The sequence below is a fragment of the Allobosea sp. 05T422_2 genome (genome assembly GCF_056396265.1).
This window is the reverse complement of the sequence record NZ_JBFTLD010000232.1, coordinates 1-14,416: the sequence shown is the minus strand read 5'-3', so window position 1 is coordinate 14,416 and position 14,416 is coordinate 1. Positions and strand designations below refer to the sequence as shown.

Here is a 14,416-nt window from a genome sequence, read left to right as displayed (position 1 = left end):
AGACGACGCCGACGAGGCGCTTGTCGCGGTTGACCACCGGCAGGCGCCGCACCTGGAGTTCGCCCATGTTCTGCGCGACATCGTCCATGTTCTCGTCTTCGAAACAGTATTTGACGTCGTGTGTCATGATTTCGCGCACAAGCGTGTCATGGCCGCGCCCCTCGGCGACGGCGCGGATGACGATGTCGCGGTCGGTGATCATGCCGACCAGATGGTCGTTGTCGCCGACAGGCATGAAACCGATATCTTCGGCCGCCATGCGTCGGGCGACCTGCAGCAAGGTCTCGTCCGGTCGGGCGATCTGGGCGCCCCTGGTCATCACATCCGATACGATCATGGTCTGAACCTCCATTCCTTCGGGGATAGACTTCGGCAGGCCGTTCGGCTGATCCTGATTGCAGGCGATCGCGCGTCGGGACCGAGGACAGGACGGGTTGCAAAGACGATCCGCTTTGCGCATGTCCTGCTCCGGCGGCACTCCCCAGCCAACGAAGTACGCGGGCGAGGGTTCCCGATGGCGCCTTGAGAATATCGCTTAAGGGATGGCCGCCGCAGCTGCCGCGCGCCCCTGGCCGGGATGGCTTGCGAGCGGGGCCATGCCGGGGGCTCAGGAGTTGAAGCGACCTCAATCGACCTGCGCGTCTCCTCGTGACCTGCCTGTGYAACCGTGGCGGGAGAACGCTTCGCGAACCTGCGTTCGGCAACCGGAACAGAGGGGGAATCGAGGCTGCAGAAGCCGACCAACGTCGCATGAATAAGCCGAGAAAGGACCCGCCGCGGGCACGCGCTGCCGCGAGCCGGGCCTCCGTCCAGCGGGCGGCGGCCGAGGCGCAGCCGGGTCAAGGCAAGCTGGATCAAGGCAGCCATGGTATGGTGCGACAGGCGGTCGCCGTGATCCTCGCCAATCCCGTGATGATCGAGGCCTACCGGGCCGGCATTCCCGGGAACGGCAAAGCTTTCCCCGATGGCGCCAAGATGGCGAAGATCCATTGGAACCCGGCAAAGAACCAGTACTTCCCGGACACGACGGTACCGGGCACCCTCCATGACGTCGACTTCATGGTGAAGGACAGCACGAGGTTTTCAGATAGCGGCGGATGGGGATGGGCCGTGTTCAACCATGACGCTGCGGCCAACACGTTCACACCGGGCACCCTGACTGACCAGCCGCCGCAGGGGAACGACGCCAAGTGCGGATTCTCCTGCCACACGGGCGTGAAGGCCCGGGATTACGTCTTCACGGAGTACGGCAAGCGGTGATGGGCGGACGGTGAACGGACCCGATCAGGCCCGGCGATGGCTAAGAGCACGGAACAGGACTTGACTGCCGTGGCTGCCTCCCGGGCCCTCTCACCAGGACAGCGATGGCAGCCGACGAAATCGCTCGCGCAGGCATCGTGTTGTTCGATGCAGCCCGCCTAGAGCAGGAGCCAACCGAACACGACATTCAGGGCGCTTACCGCTGCACTGGCGGCAAGGAGCACGCCCATGCTTCTCCGTGAGCCCGGCGTCCGCTTCCGCCTTGCCGTCAGGAGGGGAATATCCCGCAGCAGCGACACGGACTGGCTTCCGAATGCCAGGACGCCGCCGAACGGAGCCGCCAGGCGCCGCCACGCAGGCCCCATCTCCGGAACTACAATGGCCGCGCCCCCCACGAGTATGAGGAACAGCCCAATAAAAGCCAGGGCGGTGAGGATGAACGAAGACCGCCATTGGGAGGCTTGGACGTGCACGGTGAGCCCTCGGCAGCACTGAGTTGCCAATCTTAGAGGGCCGAACTCCGATCGGTCTATCCCAAGGGCAGGGAGCAATCCCGGTTGCTGGCCAGCCCTGAGATCCAGGCCCTTCGGGCAGACGTGCGCATGATGCGGATGCGGCCGGGATGACCGCGCCCCTGCCGAACCGGGCGGGACTTGGATGGGGACACAAGGCACCCGGGGCGAGGAAGTCTCGGCGGGTGGAAAACAGGTTTGGGCCGGGATGCCGAAAGCGCATGCTCAAAGCAGCGCCAGGCCGATCCCGCTCGCAGCTGTCATCAGGACGACGATCCAGGGCGGGGCCTTCCAGATCGTGAGGAGGGCGAAACCGACAAGGGCGACAGCGAAGTCGCGCGCGTCCAGGATCGCGCTCGTCCAAACCGGGCTGTAGAGCGCAGATGCCAGGATGCCGACGACCGCGGCATTGGTGCCGCGCATGGCCGCCTGCGCGAGCGGCCGGGTGCGGAAGGCGTTCCAGAATGGCAGCGCACCCGTCACCAGCAGCAGTCCGGGAAGGAAGATGGCCGCAAGGCAGATCGCGGCACCGGCGAGCCCGTTGGGCAACGGCGTCATGGCCGCACCCAGATATGCGGCGAAGGTAAACAGCGGCCCCGGCACGGCCTGCGCCGCACCATACCCGGCGAGGAAAGCGCCAGGGCTGATCCAGCCAGGCTGCACCACGGCGACTTCCAGCAGCGGAAGGACGACATGGCCGCCGCCGAACACGAGCGCGCCGGAGCGGTAGAAGGCATCGAGGAGCGCCACCCCGTGCGCTCCCGTGGCCGTCGCCGCCAATGGCAGGCCTGCGAGCAGCACGAAGAACAGCGCCAAGGCCACGAAGCCGACTGGCCGCGATACCGAAAAGGTCAGATGGCCGGGCTGGATCGTCGCGGCGTCCCGACACAGCCACACGCCCGTCAGGCCGCCCGCGAGGATGGCCGCGATCTGGCCGAGCGAGCCCGGAAAGAAGACCACGACCAGGACGGCCCCGAGCGCAATGCCGGCCCTCGGCTTGTCCGGAGCGAGGGAGCGCGCCATGCCCCAGACTGCCTGGGCCACCACGGCCACGGCGACGAGCTTCAGGCCATGGATCAACCCTGAGCCGATGGGACCGCTGAAGACTGTCGCACCAAGGGCGAAGAGCACCAGCAGCAGGGCGGAGGGCAGCGTGAATGCGCACCAGGCCGCGAGCCCACCCAACGGCCCGCCCCGTAGCAGACCGAGCGCATAACCGACCTGGCTGGAGGCCGGACCCGGCAGGAACTGGCACAGGGCGACGAGATCGGCATAGCCGGTTTCATCGATCCATTTGCGCCTCACCACCAGCTCATCCCGGAAATAGCCGAGATGGGCGACTGGGCCTCCAAAGGAGGTCAGGCCGAGCTTGAGGAAGGTCCGCAACACTTCGCCCGGCGTGCCGGAAACGGCGGTCCGGGTCGCCTCGTTCGRCTCACCCGGTTGGGCCGGAGACGCTGAGCTGTTCTGCACGCTGCATTCCACTGACGACTGACCCGCCATGCGCTCTACCGCGCGAGAGGTCCGGGCGGAAGCCGCGAGCAGCCCCTGGACCGGAAAAAGCACAGTCCCGGAAATCCGCGACAGCCCGGACCCTGTTCCTTGCCCGCGAGCAGATCGGGCGCGCCGGCGCAGCCGCCCCCGAGCTGGTCTTTCAATTTCTGAACCGCGGCGCCAACGCGTTCCCACCGCTTCGGCAGGCCTTTGCTGCGGATGCGGCGCCGATGACCCGCGCAGCTCCCGACCGGGAGACCAGGGCGGCTCGCGCGAGCCGGCTTAATGGGACGGCTTCGCGTTCCCGCGCGTGTCGTCATGGGCGAGATAGCTCAGGACGCTGACGATGGGCTGAAGCACCGAGATGCTGGCGGCGTTGCCCTTGGTGTTCGCCAGGAGCTGGTCGTAGCGGGCCACGAGCTCGCCGCGTTGAACAAGGCCCTTGTCGATCAACAGGTCGAGGAGGGTTGTGACAATCAGGAACTGGCTGCTGCTCAGGTCTGCCAGGACGTCAGCGTCATCGTCGTGCGTCGCTCCGTCTCCCTCATTGAGCGACMAGCTGAACATTTTGAGGAACGTGCCGCAACGGCGGAATGAATGAGGGGGGCGACGCCCCGGCGAGCGGCGCAGATGAGAGCGGCGGGCGTCGGCGCAGGGCGGAATCKGTCCGAGCTTGTCCGGGCCTGTTGCTTGCCGGGGCCTGGTTCGATGTCAGTTCATGAGGCGGCGTCAACGGAACACAAGGGAGCGGCCACTAGGGCGCCCCGAGATCCAGCGCCATCAGGATGCTGTCGCGGTAGACACCATCGCGCTTCCAGTCGCGCCGGCGCCGTCCTTCGATCTGGAAGCCGAGCCGTTCATAGAGGGCGCGCGCCGCCTTGTTGTCGTGGAGGACCGAGAGTTCGATGCGCTCGAGCCCGCGCTGACGCGCCCGGTCGAGCGCGAGCGTGAGCAGGCGCCGGCCGAGGCCTAAGCCGCGATGGCTGGCGAGCAGCCCCATCCCTAGTTTGCCGACATGGGCGCGAACGGGGGAGGCATCCGGGATAATGTCGCACCAGCCGACAACCTCGCGATCGACTGCCACGACCCGCGGGGCGTTGGCCTCGCGCAGGCCGGCGATGAAATCCGCGTAGCGCTCGATCGGCGGCGCGCTCAGGCGCGAGAGCCAGCGCCCCTCGCGGGCGACGTCATCAAGGCAGCGGTGACAGCCGGCGAGATCGCTCTCGGCGGCATAGCGTATATCCACACTCATCTCAGTCCTCAGCCCAATACCCGCATGTCTCGGGCAGAATAGAGCCGTAAGCTGCGACCAAAGGGAAGGGCGGGGAGGGGTGTGAACTGACGAGCGGCCGCCCCTCGGGGCGGCGTTGAGCCGAAGCTCGGATTCAAACCGATCTCAGGCTTTGAAACCAGCATGTCTGGCTGCTCAACAGGAACAGCAGGGCGACACCGACGATACCGGTGACGAATGAAAGCCCCAACAGCTTCAGGCGAGTGTGCCGAAGCAAGGCTTGATCTTGCGGGGACGGCGTCGGCCCGGTCCAGCGACGACGCTGCACGCGATGAACGCCAACCAGGGCGAGGAATAGCGAGCCCCTGAAGTGAGTGCTGTCTTGCGATCGGGATCGCGCATTCCCGAGGATGCGGGCGGCGAAAAATAGGTTGATTGACGCAGCAACTGCCACAAATGCGTAGAAGGCAGGCGTTGCGATCTCGTTTGGAATGCAGGCGGACAATGGCGAGGCTCGGGCAAACGAGGCGATCTTCAGCKGATCATTCCAGAGCTTTGTGAGAAAGCCAAGCGACGCAAGCCCATACGGGCCCATGAGCTGACTGCCCCGCCTTACATGGCTCCACCCAAGGCACCTTGGCCGCTTTCAGCGGACCGAACCCTCTGCTCGCTCGCGCAGGCGGGCGGCGGCGAGTTCGGTCGCAAGCCGCCGCCGGTCGATGAAGGGCGCGATCTTCTGGCGCGTCGCCTCGACCAGGGCGGCTGAGGCCGAACGCGGCGATCCGCCGTCGAAGGGAGGTTTTGGGTCATATTCCATCTGCAGCTGGATCTCCCGGGCGATGTCCTCTCCCAGGAGATCGGCGACGACGGTGAGCGCAAAATCGATTCCCGACGTGACGCCCGCGCCCGTGATGCGGTTGCGGTCCTTCACGACACGCTCCGCGACCGGGATCGCGCCGAGCAAGGCAAGCTGGTCGATCGAGGACCAGTGCGAGGTCGCCCTGTAGCCCTCGAGCAGGCCGGCCGCGCCGAGCACCAGCGAACCGGTGCAGACGGAGGTCACCAGCTGACAGCCGGCTGCGATCCGCCTGAGAAAGCCGAGCGTCTCTTCGTCGCTCATCAGCTCGATCTGGCCGGGGCCGCCGGGCACGCAAATCAGATCGAGGGCGGCGCAATCGTCAAAGCGCATCGTCGGCAGAATCGACAGGCCACGGTCCGATGTAACCGGCTCCAGGGTTTTCCAAAGCAGATGAACCTTGGCCCCGGGCATGCGGAAAAACACCTCGGCCGGGCCTGTCAGGTCGAGCTGCGTCAATTTTGGAAAGAGAACCAAACCAATCTGCATCTCTTAGTCCCCGCTGGAAAGCCGGACGCACTTATAGCGTGCAGCGCGACGGCCGCCATGGGGGATGACATCGAAACCGGGAGACCAGAACTGCCGCGGTTCGCGTGCCGTGCTCAATGGGACGGTTTCGAGAGCCCTCGCGTGTCGTCATGGGCGAGATAGCTCAGCACGCTGACGATGGGCTGCAGCACCGAGATGCTGGCCGCGTTGCCCTTGCTATTCGCCAGGAGCTGGTCGTAGCGGGCCACGACCTCGCCGCGTTGAACAAGCCCCTTGTCGATCAACAGGTCGATCAGGGTTGTGACGATCAGGATCTGGCTGCTGCTCAGGTCTGCCAGGACGTCAGCGTCATCTTCGTGCATCGCTCCGTCTCCCTCGTGAGCGATCAGCTGAACACTTTGAGGAACCTGCCGCAACGACCGAGTGGATGAAGCGGCTTCGCCTGGCCGCGTTTGGCCGGCGGCCTTTCCATTTCTGAACCGCAGGGCAGCCCCCCGCCGTTCCCAAAGCTTCGGGCAGGTCTTCGCATGATGCGGAGGCCGCCGCGATGACCGCGCCGCCCCTGACCGGGCGGCTTTTTCATGCACGGAGCACAGACATGACGCGTCGCATCAGCGATGAAGGCCTGGCGCTGATCAAGCGCTGGGAAGGATGCYGGCTGACCGCCTATCGGGACGTGGCAGGCGTCCTGACGATCGGCTACGGCTCGACGGGGGCCCATGTCCGGCCGGGCCTGAAGATCACGCAGCAGGAAGCGGAACAGCTTCTGATCAAGGATCTCGCCCGGTTCGAGCGCGCCGTCGCGAGCCTGGTCAAGGTGCCGCTGAACGAGGGGCAGTTCGCGGCGCTCGTCTCGTTTGCCTTCAATGTCGGCGAGGGGGCGCTCGCCCGCTCGACGCTGCTGAAGACGCTGAATGCCGGCCAAGTCGCGGCCGTGCCGGGCGAGCTGATGAAATGGGTCCATGCCGGCGGGCGAAGGCTGGACGGCCTGATCAACCGGCGCTCGGCCGAGGCCGGCCTGTGGGCGCGCGGCTCGCATGTCTCCAGCAATACGGTTGCGGCGCGCCCCGCAAAACCCCCGGTCGTGACTGTAGACAATGCCATCAAGGTCGCKACGCCGCTCTCTGGCCTGCTCCAGGCCTTCACCAGCGGGCCGGCGCAGCTCGTGCTTGCGCTCGCCTTCGTGTGCGGGGGCGCCTTCCTGCTCTGGCGCTGGCATCGCGCGCAACAGGAGGCGGCGGCGTGAGCGTGCTTTCCGCACTCTGGAGCCGCTTTGCCGGGGCCATCGCCGCGCTCGGCGCGCTGCTCGCAATCCTGGTCGGAGCCTACGCGAAGGGCCGGCGCGAGGGGAAAGCAACCCTTCAGGCCGAGCAGGAGCGCGCTCGCCGAAAAGCCATCACTGACAAAGGGAAGCGTGACGATGAGATCGACAGTCTTGGCCCTGCTGCTCTCGATCAGCGCCTTCATCGCTGGCTGCGCCGGGATGGCCGGTGATTTCTGCGACACCGCCCGCCCGTTCCGCCCCTCTGCCCAGGCCGCGGCGGCGATGAGCGATCGCGAGAAGGCGGATGTCGTGAAGCATAACGAGCATGGCGAAAGGCAATGCGGATGGACGCCGTGAAACCCCGTCTCGATCTCGGCCTCGGCAACATCCTCTCGATCGGGATGACGGTCGTCTCGCTGGTCGCGGTCATCGTCACAGTCAGCCTGTCCTATGGCCAGTTGCGGGCCAAGGACGATGTCCACGACATGCGAATCGCCATCGTCGAGGCGCAGCTCGCCAAGCGCGAGAGCGCGGAGCAGGCGGCGAATAACCGCCTGTCGACGATCGAGGGCGATATCCGCGTGATCCGCCAGATCCTCGAAGGCGTGCGCCCGCCACCGCGATAGGCGCAACAGCCATCAGCCCCATTCATTTCGCCCGCCGGTCCCGTCATGGGGCCGGCGGGCGCATTTTTGCTTTTGGCGCGTCAATCCAGGTCCGCCGGCAGCGCCTGCAAGGGCAGGGGGCGAAGCAGACTACGCTCCGCCGAGAGACGCTCGCCTATCCCTGCGCCTTCCGGGCGACGAACAGCCCGATCTGCTTCTCGGCTTCGAGCACGCCGTTCCCCCGTGCGAAGGCGGCCTCGATCGCGTCGCGAAACCGGCCGAGCTCGGCCTCTGTCGCCCTGTCTCCCGGTGGATAGGAGGTGAGCGCCAGGAAGACGTCGTCCGGCTCGGTGATCCGCAGCTGCGCCGGCTGCCGGGCAAAGCTCACATTGCMAAAGCGCGCGCGCAGCAAGTCTTCGGCGGTCTCAAAGCCGAAACTTGCCCCGGACGGATCGACCGGGTCGCTGCCGAAGACCGTGGTGAGTTCGTAGAGCGCCCGCAGATTGCCGATATCGTTGGTCGTGACCGCGAGACAGCCGCCGGGCTTCAGAACACGCTCCATCTCGGCGATGGCCGCGGCGGGGTCGGGCAGATGATAGAGCATATGCATGGCGATGACGGCATCGAACGATGCGTCCGCGAAGGGCAGCGCTGTCGCGTCGGCTGCCTCGCCGCGGACCGATCCGAGCGACAGGGCCTGGCAGCGCCCGACCGCCTCTTGGACCATGCCGGGCGACAGATCGGCGAGCGTCAGGTTGATCGGTTGCGGCAGCGCGTCCACCGCACCGGCCCAGAACCAGCCCGGGCCGCAGCCGATATCGAGGACATGGTCGCCGGGGCGCAGCGGCAATTGCCCGGCCACCCATGGAAACCAGCCCGTCTCGGAGATGCTGTACTGGCTGTGGAGCCGGGCCCGCGCCGCAAGCTTGCGGTTATCGCGGTATTGCTCGGCATTGTCCGTGATGATCGCTGTCATGCGGCGTTCCCGATCCCTCGCGCGATCTGCGTGTCCGGCGCGAGCATAGGCAGCGCCGGCAACGGCCGCTACGGGGCGAGGGCCCCCCGGTTTCGTGCGGAGGAGGAGGATTGGATCGGCCTCCCGCCACGCAAGCTCCGTGTGGGTATGCCCCTGGACCTGCGCCAACGCCCCCGCGCCGGCGCTCACGGCGTGATCGCCACCTTCAGCACGCCGTCGCGCTGGTGGCCGAAGAGCTCGTAGGCGGTTTCGATCTCGTCGAGCGTGAAGCGATGGGTCACGAGCGGCTTGAGATCGACACGCCCCGAGGCGACGACGCTCATCAGGCGGCGCATCCGCTCCTTCCCGCCCGGGCAGAGCGTCGAGACGATGCTGAGATCGCCGAGGCCCGCCGCGAAGGCATCGAGCGGGATGGCGAGGTCGCCGGAATAGACGCCGAGGCTCGACAGCGTCCCGCCCGGTCGCAGGACGCGCATCGCGGCMTCGAAGGTCTGCTGCGTGCCGAGCGCCTCRATCGCGACGTCGACGCCACGTCCGTCCGTCAGTGTCATGATCTGCTCGACCGGGTCGCCCACCTTGAAGTCGACCACGTGATCGGCGCCGAGCGCTCGCGCGACCGCTAAGCGGGCCGCAACGGTGTCGACGCCGATGATCGTGCTCGCGCCCATCAGCCTGGCGCCGGCGACAGCGCACAGGCCGATCGGGCCGAGCGCGAAGACGGCCACGGTATCGCCGATCCTGACGCCGCCGCGCTCCGCCCCCGAGAAACCCGTCGACATGATGTCGGGGCACATCAGGACCTGCTCGTCGGTCAATTCGTCGGGGACAGGCGCGAGATTGGCGATGGCGTCCCTGACGAGCAGGTATTCCGCCTGACAGCCATCGATGGTGTTGCCGAATTTCCAGCCGCCCGCGGCCTTGAAGCCGTGGCGCGTTCCCGGCCCATCCTGCGAGCCGCAACCGCAGAGGCATGCATAGCTGTGTCCGCTCGGGGTGATGGCGCCGGCGATCACGCGCTGCCCCTCGGAATAGCCCTCGACGCCCGATCCGAGCTTCTCGATGACGCCGACCGGTTCATGACCGACGATCAGGCCCTTCTCGACCGGATACTCGCCCTTCAGAATGTGGATATCGGTGCCGCAGATCGTCGTAGTCGTGATCCTGACGAGCGCGTCGGTCGGCCCTACATCGGGAATCGCCTTGTCCTCGAGGACGATCCGGTTCTTCCCAACGAACACGGCAGCCTTCATCTTGGCCATGGCTTGGCTCCTTCCATCATCCGCAGGACAGAGGGGACGTGGTCGGACCGGCGACGATGCTCGCTCTGCCGTCGGCCTTTCCGGCCAAAGCCCCGGAGATAACCTTTACCAGCTCACCTTGATCCCGAGCCGGCCGTCATAGGCGTGCGAGCGCCCGTCGAAACCGATCGAGTAGCCGGCGGTGGCGTAGAGCGCGGTGTTGCGGGTGAGCTGCGCGTCGATGCCGGCCTTCAGCTCGGCCCAGGCGCCGCCGAGGTCGGAGCGGAAGGGAATGAAGCCGGTCGCCGAGGAGAACGAGGTTTTGGGATTGCCCAAAAACTCGTTCCACAGGCTGGCTTTCAGCCAGGCGGTCATCAGGCGCGGCCTGGCGCCGGGCGTCGCCTCCTCAAGCGTCCAGCTTTTCGCGAGACGCGCGCCGATGCGCCCGGCCAGCGACTCCGCATCGGAGAAGCGCACCAGCGCCGCGGTGTCCAAAGCCGAGCCGCCTGCCACCGTCTGGTAGACCAGCTGCGCCTGCGGTTCGAGGATGAAGCCGTTGCCGAGCTGGAGGGGATAGCCGCCCTCGAGCGAGGCGGCGAAGCCGAACGTGTCGCGGTTGAGCACGAAGCCGCGTTTGGAATCGGCCTTGGCATCATACCAGGTGCCCTGGAGGACGCCGTCGAGATACCAGCCCRAGGGCCCGAAATGCGTCCAGTAGGCGCCGAGCGAATAGGCGTCGCTGCTATTGGTCCCGGCTTTGATGCCGTTGAAATGCGTGACGTCGCCCTCGATCCGGCCGATCGCGCCATAGATGCCGGCATGGTCTCTGCTGCCGTCGGCGCTGACGCTGCGATAGAGGTCGAGCCCGGCCTGGAAGGCGTAGAGGTCGTAATCGTAACTCGGGCCATTGCGAAAGATGCCGCCTGGCCCGCCATCATGGTTGCTGTGCTGGCCGATGATCCTGGCCCAGCCTGATGAGGCATAGGAGCGGCCGGGCGCCGTGGCGCTCGCCGGCAACTGCACCACGGTCGTGCAGCGGAAATTCTTCTCGGGGTTCTTGCACCAGATCGTGCGCTCTTCGGTCACTGCAGGCGCCTCCAGCGGGCGCAATTCGCCGACGCGCTCATGCAGGCTGTCGATCAGTGTGCGGCCATAGATCAGCTGCATCCCCGGATTGAGATGCGAGCGCAGGTACCAGTTGTCGGGACCCGAGGCATCGACGCTGCTGCGGAAGAGCAGGTATTCATAGGGGCCGGCGACGACGGGCCGCCCCAGCGTGAAGGCGCCAGTTGCGGTCGTGCCGCCATTGATCGCGTCGACGACCAGGATGCCGTTGCTGCGCGTCAGGTCGCCGGCGCCGGTCGTGTTGGCGATCAGCAGCGGCGATGAGCCCGTGGCGCGGCCGCCATCGATGATCAGTCGGTCGGAGGGGGCGCTGTCATTGCCGAGGAAGGTGTTCAGGCCGAGCTGGCCGCCTTCGCCGAGATAGTTCACCACCGTCAGCGTCTTGTAGCTTGCAAGCAGGGTCGGGTCGCCGCCGGGCGGGGTGTACTGGATCAGGCTCGGGTCATTGACGAGATTGGTCAGGTTCGAATTGCCGGTCATGATCCAGGTGCTGTCGACCAGGGTCACGTTCGAGACGCTGCCGGGCGCGGTGAAGGCCGAGCCGGTGACGGTCGAGCGCGTCACCGTGACGTTGGCGAGGCCAGGCACCACCGGGAGCGCGGTCGGCGGCGGCAACCCGGGCAGGGCGCCGGGAAGCGGCAGGTCGGGATCAGGATCCGGCAGGTCGGGAACGCCGCCGAGCGGAGGGAGCTGGGTCAGCGGCGGGAACGCGAGGCTGCTGCCGACGCGCAGCCACTCGCCGCTGCCACCCGCGGTCGAGCCGGTCAGGCTGACATTGCCGTTGCCGGCAACACCGATCGTCGGACCGCTGACATTCGTCAGCGTGCTGTCGGTGAACTGCGCGTTCGAGACGGCTCCCGGCGCACCGATGACGAAGAGCGCCGCCGATTGCGCGCCCGTCGCCGTCACACTCGCCTGGTTGCCGATGATCAGGCCGCCGGCTTCGGCGACGGAGCCATGCGCGGTCGCGCCCGTCGCCAGCACCGAGGTCTGGTTCATCGTCACCGAGGTCGGATTGTCGCGCGAGAGCGTGCCATGCGAGCTTTCGCCGACCGTGAGCACGGTCGTGCGGTTGGCGATCACCGCCGCTTCGCCACGCCCGGTGATCGGGCGCGTGCCGTAATCGCCGAGCACGGCGCGCAGCCCGACCGCGTTGTTGCCTCTGGTGGTGATCGCGGCATCGTTCACGGTGGCGGTCGCCTTCGGCGCGGAGATATCGTTGCGCGACTGCGCGGTGACGCCATGTGCCAGGTTGCCGGAGGTCTCCAGGACAAGGTTGCTTGCGGTCAGGTTCGCGACGAATTCCGCCCCGGTCTGCTCGGTGACCGAGAACAGGCCGATGCCGCTGACGCCGCTGGTGGTGATCCTGTTGTTGGAAATCGTCACCGTGCCGCCGTCATCGGCGACGACGCCCATGGCAATGAAGCCCGATGTCGTCACGCTGGTCCCCGTCGCGGTCAGCACGCCGCCCGGGTTGCGGCCGACGAGGCCGTGTGGGCGCGCGCCTGCCCTGACCTCGCCGCCGGTCGTCTCGACGCTGCCGCCATTCAGGGTGATCGAGCCGTTGAGATCGGCGATCACACCCATGGCATTGTCGTTGCCCGAGGTCCGGACGGCGACATTGGTTGCCGTCACCGTGCCGCCCCCGGCCGCCGTGATGCCGGGGCTGTCGCGTCCGTTCGTCGAGGAGGAGCCGCCGGTCATGGTCGCGGTCGCGCCATTGATCACCCGCAGCCCGTAGCTGATCACGGCGGCGCCGCCCGTGCCCTGGATCTGCGTGTTGGTCAGCGTGATGGCAGAGCCGGCATCCTGGACCAGCACGGCGTTCGGGCCGGCGGAACTCAGCGAACTGTTGCTGAAACTGCCGGTGCCGCCGGTGAAGAGGAAAACCGCGTTGGCGCGGGTTCCTGCCGCCGTGACGGTCGTGCCGGAGACGGTGGCCTGCGATCCCGCGCCCTCGACCGAGATGCCGGTGCCGCGCTGGCCTGTCGTGGTGATCGTGCTGTTCACCACCTGGGCCGAGCCTCCGGAGAGTACGCGTATGGCTGACGCGGGATCAGTGTCTGCGCTGGAGGTGCCGCTCGTGGTGAGCGTGCTGCCGGCGAGCGAAATCGAGCCGCCGATCTCGGCCCGGGCGGCGCTCGCAAATGCGCCGGTCGTGGACAGCGTAATACCGGTCCCGATGATCGTGCTCCCCGCGCCGGTGGAGAGCAGGGCATGACTGCCGATGTTTCCGGCAACGATCTGAGCGCCGCTGGTGGTGACCTGGGTCGTGTCGGCCAGGACTATCGTGCCGCCGCCTTGCGCGAGCACGCCGAACGAGCCCCGGGAGGCCGTGCTGACGGTGCCGCCGACGAGGTCGATCCGGCTGCCGGTGCCTGTGGCAACCACCGCGTGGTTGGAACTGCCGTTGCCTCCGCCAAGCGTTGCAACATTGGCGGCGAGCGCAAAGACAGTTCCGCCGCCGCTGGCAAGGATCGCGAGATTGTCGGTGACCGCGACCGCCCCGGTGCCGAGCGTTATGTTCGCGCCGTTCGCAGAGATATGGCTTCCCGCGCCGGATGAGACGAGCCCGCGCTGGCCGGTGGCGGCCTGTACGGTCGCCAGGGTGCTGCCATCGAAGTTGATCACGCCGCCATCGACGGCTTCGGCGCCGATATAGTTTCTCGGGGCCGCACCCGGTCCGAGATTGATCGTCACGCTGTTTGCACTGATCTGCCCACCGGGATTTGTCGCCCGCAGTCCTGGCGTCGCGGCCGAAATCACCGTGATCGTCGAGCCCAATGGCACGACACAACTCGTGCCGTTCACCGCGACCGGCCCAGGCGGGCAGGCTTGTGCCTGGGCCGCGCCAGCCCCGAGCAAGGGCAGCCCGCAGCTACCGAGGAGCAGGCGCGCGCCCCAGGGCCAGGATTGGGAAAGCCTCGCTTTGCGTGCCGCCATCGCCCCCTCCCGTCACCGCGGCCGTTCGACGGCCGCCTCATGGCGCCCGGTTTCGGGCGCGGCAGGACTCAGATCAGTGGTCGAATCGGTTCGGGCCTGGAGAAGGCCGTGAAGGCCCGCAGCCATGCCGCAATGCCGCTTTGCGTCCCGAGACGCGGTATCAAAAGGAAAAGATGCTGCCGCCTCGCGGCAGGAGGCCATCGCAGTCGTCGTCGCCATCCACACCCTCCGCCAGGGACCGTGAATACAGACGTCAGGCGCTGCTTGGCGCCACCGCGTCATATTTCGCCCGATTCGATGTTCCTGTCGAGGTTCTGTGGCTAAGTTTCTGAATTCGATGACGATCGTGTCTGAAAAATTACAAGCAAAGCGCTCAAAATTTACCCGATGACTTCACGCAAATCTGCCGATACTGGCTGAAGC

14 protein-coding genes are annotated in these 14,416 nt (G+C 66.8%); 4 read left to right on the top strand and 10 right to left on the bottom strand.

The features are described from left to right. The coding region (locus AC1DJT_RS28330; RefSeq protein ID WP_476835340.1) for a CBS domain-containing protein at positions 1 to 337 on the bottom strand (337 nt) is incomplete at its 3' end. 413 nt (positions 338 to 750) lie between these two features. Between AC1DJT_RS28330 and AC1DJT_RS28325 the strand changes: the two genes are divergently transcribed. After that, the gene (locus tag AC1DJT_RS28325; protein WP_441507598.1) at positions 751 to 1,260 is read left to right on the top strand and encodes a cytochrome P460 family protein; all 510 of its coding nucleotides are present in this window, start codon (positions 751 to 753) and stop codon (positions 1,258 to 1,260) included. 737 nt (positions 1,261 to 1,997) lie between these two features. Here the strand turns inward: AC1DJT_RS28325 and chrA are convergent. From chrA to AC1DJT_RS28295, 6 genes are all read right to left on the bottom strand, one after another. Beyond that, complete coding sequence (chrA, locus tag AC1DJT_RS28320) at positions 1,998 to 3,245, bottom strand: chromate efflux transporter (RefSeq protein WP_476835339.1); 1,248 nt, start codon at positions 3,243 to 3,245, stop codon at positions 1,998 to 2,000. A gap of 303 nt (positions 3,246 to 3,548) precedes the next feature. Beyond that, the gene (locus AC1DJT_RS28315) at positions 3,549 to 3,833 is read right to left on the bottom strand and encodes a hypothetical protein (RefSeq protein WP_476835338.1); all 285 of its coding nucleotides are present in this window, start codon (positions 3,831 to 3,833) and stop codon (positions 3,549 to 3,551) included. A 187-nt stretch (positions 3,834 to 4,020) separates the two neighbouring features. Continuing rightward, positions 4,021 to 4,518, bottom strand: coding sequence for a GNAT family N-acetyltransferase (locus AC1DJT_RS28310; RefSeq protein WP_441507595.1), 498 nt, complete (start codon positions 4,516 to 4,518; stop codon positions 4,021 to 4,023). Between the two features lie 133 nt (positions 4,519 to 4,651). After that, positions 4,652 to 5,002, bottom strand: coding sequence for a hypothetical protein (locus AC1DJT_RS28305; protein ID WP_476835337.1), 351 nt, complete (start codon positions 5,000 to 5,002; stop codon positions 4,652 to 4,654). 141 nt (positions 5,003 to 5,143) lie between these two features. Further along, a complete protein-coding gene (locus AC1DJT_RS28300; protein ID WP_441507593.1) occupies positions 5,144 to 5,842 on the bottom strand; it encodes a DJ-1/PfpI family protein in 699 nt (232 codons plus the stop codon). Between the two features lie 113 nt (positions 5,843 to 5,955). Continuing rightward, complete coding sequence (locus tag AC1DJT_RS28295; RefSeq protein WP_441492851.1) at positions 5,956 to 6,204, bottom strand: hypothetical protein; 249 nt, start codon at positions 6,202 to 6,204, stop codon at positions 5,956 to 5,958. 236 nt (positions 6,205 to 6,440) lie between these two features. Between AC1DJT_RS28295 and AC1DJT_RS28290 the strand changes: the two genes are divergently transcribed. The 3 genes from AC1DJT_RS28290 to AC1DJT_RS28280 all read left to right on the top strand — a co-directional run bounded on the left by AC1DJT_RS28290 (position 6,441) and on the right by AC1DJT_RS28280 (position 7,732). Then, the gene (locus AC1DJT_RS28290; protein WP_476835336.1) at positions 6,441 to 7,088 is read left to right on the top strand and encodes a lysozyme; all 648 of its coding nucleotides are present in this window, start codon (positions 6,441 to 6,443) and stop codon (positions 7,086 to 7,088) included. 174 nt (positions 7,089 to 7,262) lie between these two features. Further along, a complete protein-coding gene (locus AC1DJT_RS28285; protein ID WP_441507591.1) occupies positions 7,263 to 7,463 on the top strand; it encodes a hypothetical protein in 201 nt (66 codons plus the stop codon). Beyond that, positions 7,460 to 7,732, top strand: a complete 273-nt coding sequence (locus AC1DJT_RS28280; RefSeq protein WP_441507590.1) for a hypothetical protein — start codon at positions 7,460 to 7,462, stop codon at positions 7,730 to 7,732. Before AC1DJT_RS28285 ends, AC1DJT_RS28280 begins: the two co-directional genes overlap by 4 nt. A 154-nt stretch (positions 7,733 to 7,886) precedes the next feature. Here AC1DJT_RS28280 and AC1DJT_RS28275 read toward each other — a convergent pair whose 3' ends face one another. The 3 genes from AC1DJT_RS28275 to AC1DJT_RS28265 form a co-directional block, all read right to left on the bottom strand. Further along, positions 7,887 to 8,687: a class I SAM-dependent methyltransferase gene (locus AC1DJT_RS28275; RefSeq protein WP_476835335.1), complete on the bottom strand. Its 801-nt coding sequence runs from the start codon at positions 8,685 to 8,687 to the stop codon at positions 7,887 to 7,889. Positions 8,688 to 8,872: 185 nt separating this feature from the next. Next, complete coding sequence (locus AC1DJT_RS28270; protein ID WP_476835334.1) at positions 8,873 to 9,946, bottom strand: zinc-binding dehydrogenase; 1,074 nt, start codon at positions 9,944 to 9,946, stop codon at positions 8,873 to 8,875. A 105-nt stretch (positions 9,947 to 10,051) separates the two neighbouring features. Then, positions 10,052 to 13,993, bottom strand: coding sequence for an autotransporter outer membrane beta-barrel domain-containing protein (locus tag AC1DJT_RS28265; protein WP_476835333.1), 3,942 nt, complete (start codon positions 13,991 to 13,993; stop codon positions 10,052 to 10,054). Positions 13,994 to 14,416 lie beyond the last annotated feature (423 nt).

Excerpts from the sequence above, each read along its gene's own strand:
- AC1DJT_RS28295 (WP_441492851.1), bottom strand. The coding sequence starts at position 6,204 with ATGCACGAAGATGACGCTGACGTCCTGGCAGACCTGAGCAGCAGCCAG.
- AC1DJT_RS28285 (WP_441507591.1), top strand. The coding sequence starts at position 7,263 with ATGAGATCGACAGTCTTGGCCCTGCTGCTCTCGATCAGCGCCTTCATC.
- AC1DJT_RS28310 (WP_441507595.1), bottom strand. The coding sequence starts at position 4,518 with ATGAGTGTGGATATACGCTATGCCGCCGAGAGCGATCTCGCCGGCTGT.
- AC1DJT_RS28300 (WP_441507593.1), bottom strand. The coding sequence starts at position 5,842 with ATGCAGATTGGTTTGGTTCTCTTTCCAAAATTGACGCAGCTCGACCTG.
- AC1DJT_RS28325 (WP_441507598.1), top strand. The coding sequence starts at position 751 with ATGAATAAGCCGAGAAAGGACCCGCCGCGGGCACGCGCTGCCGCGAGC.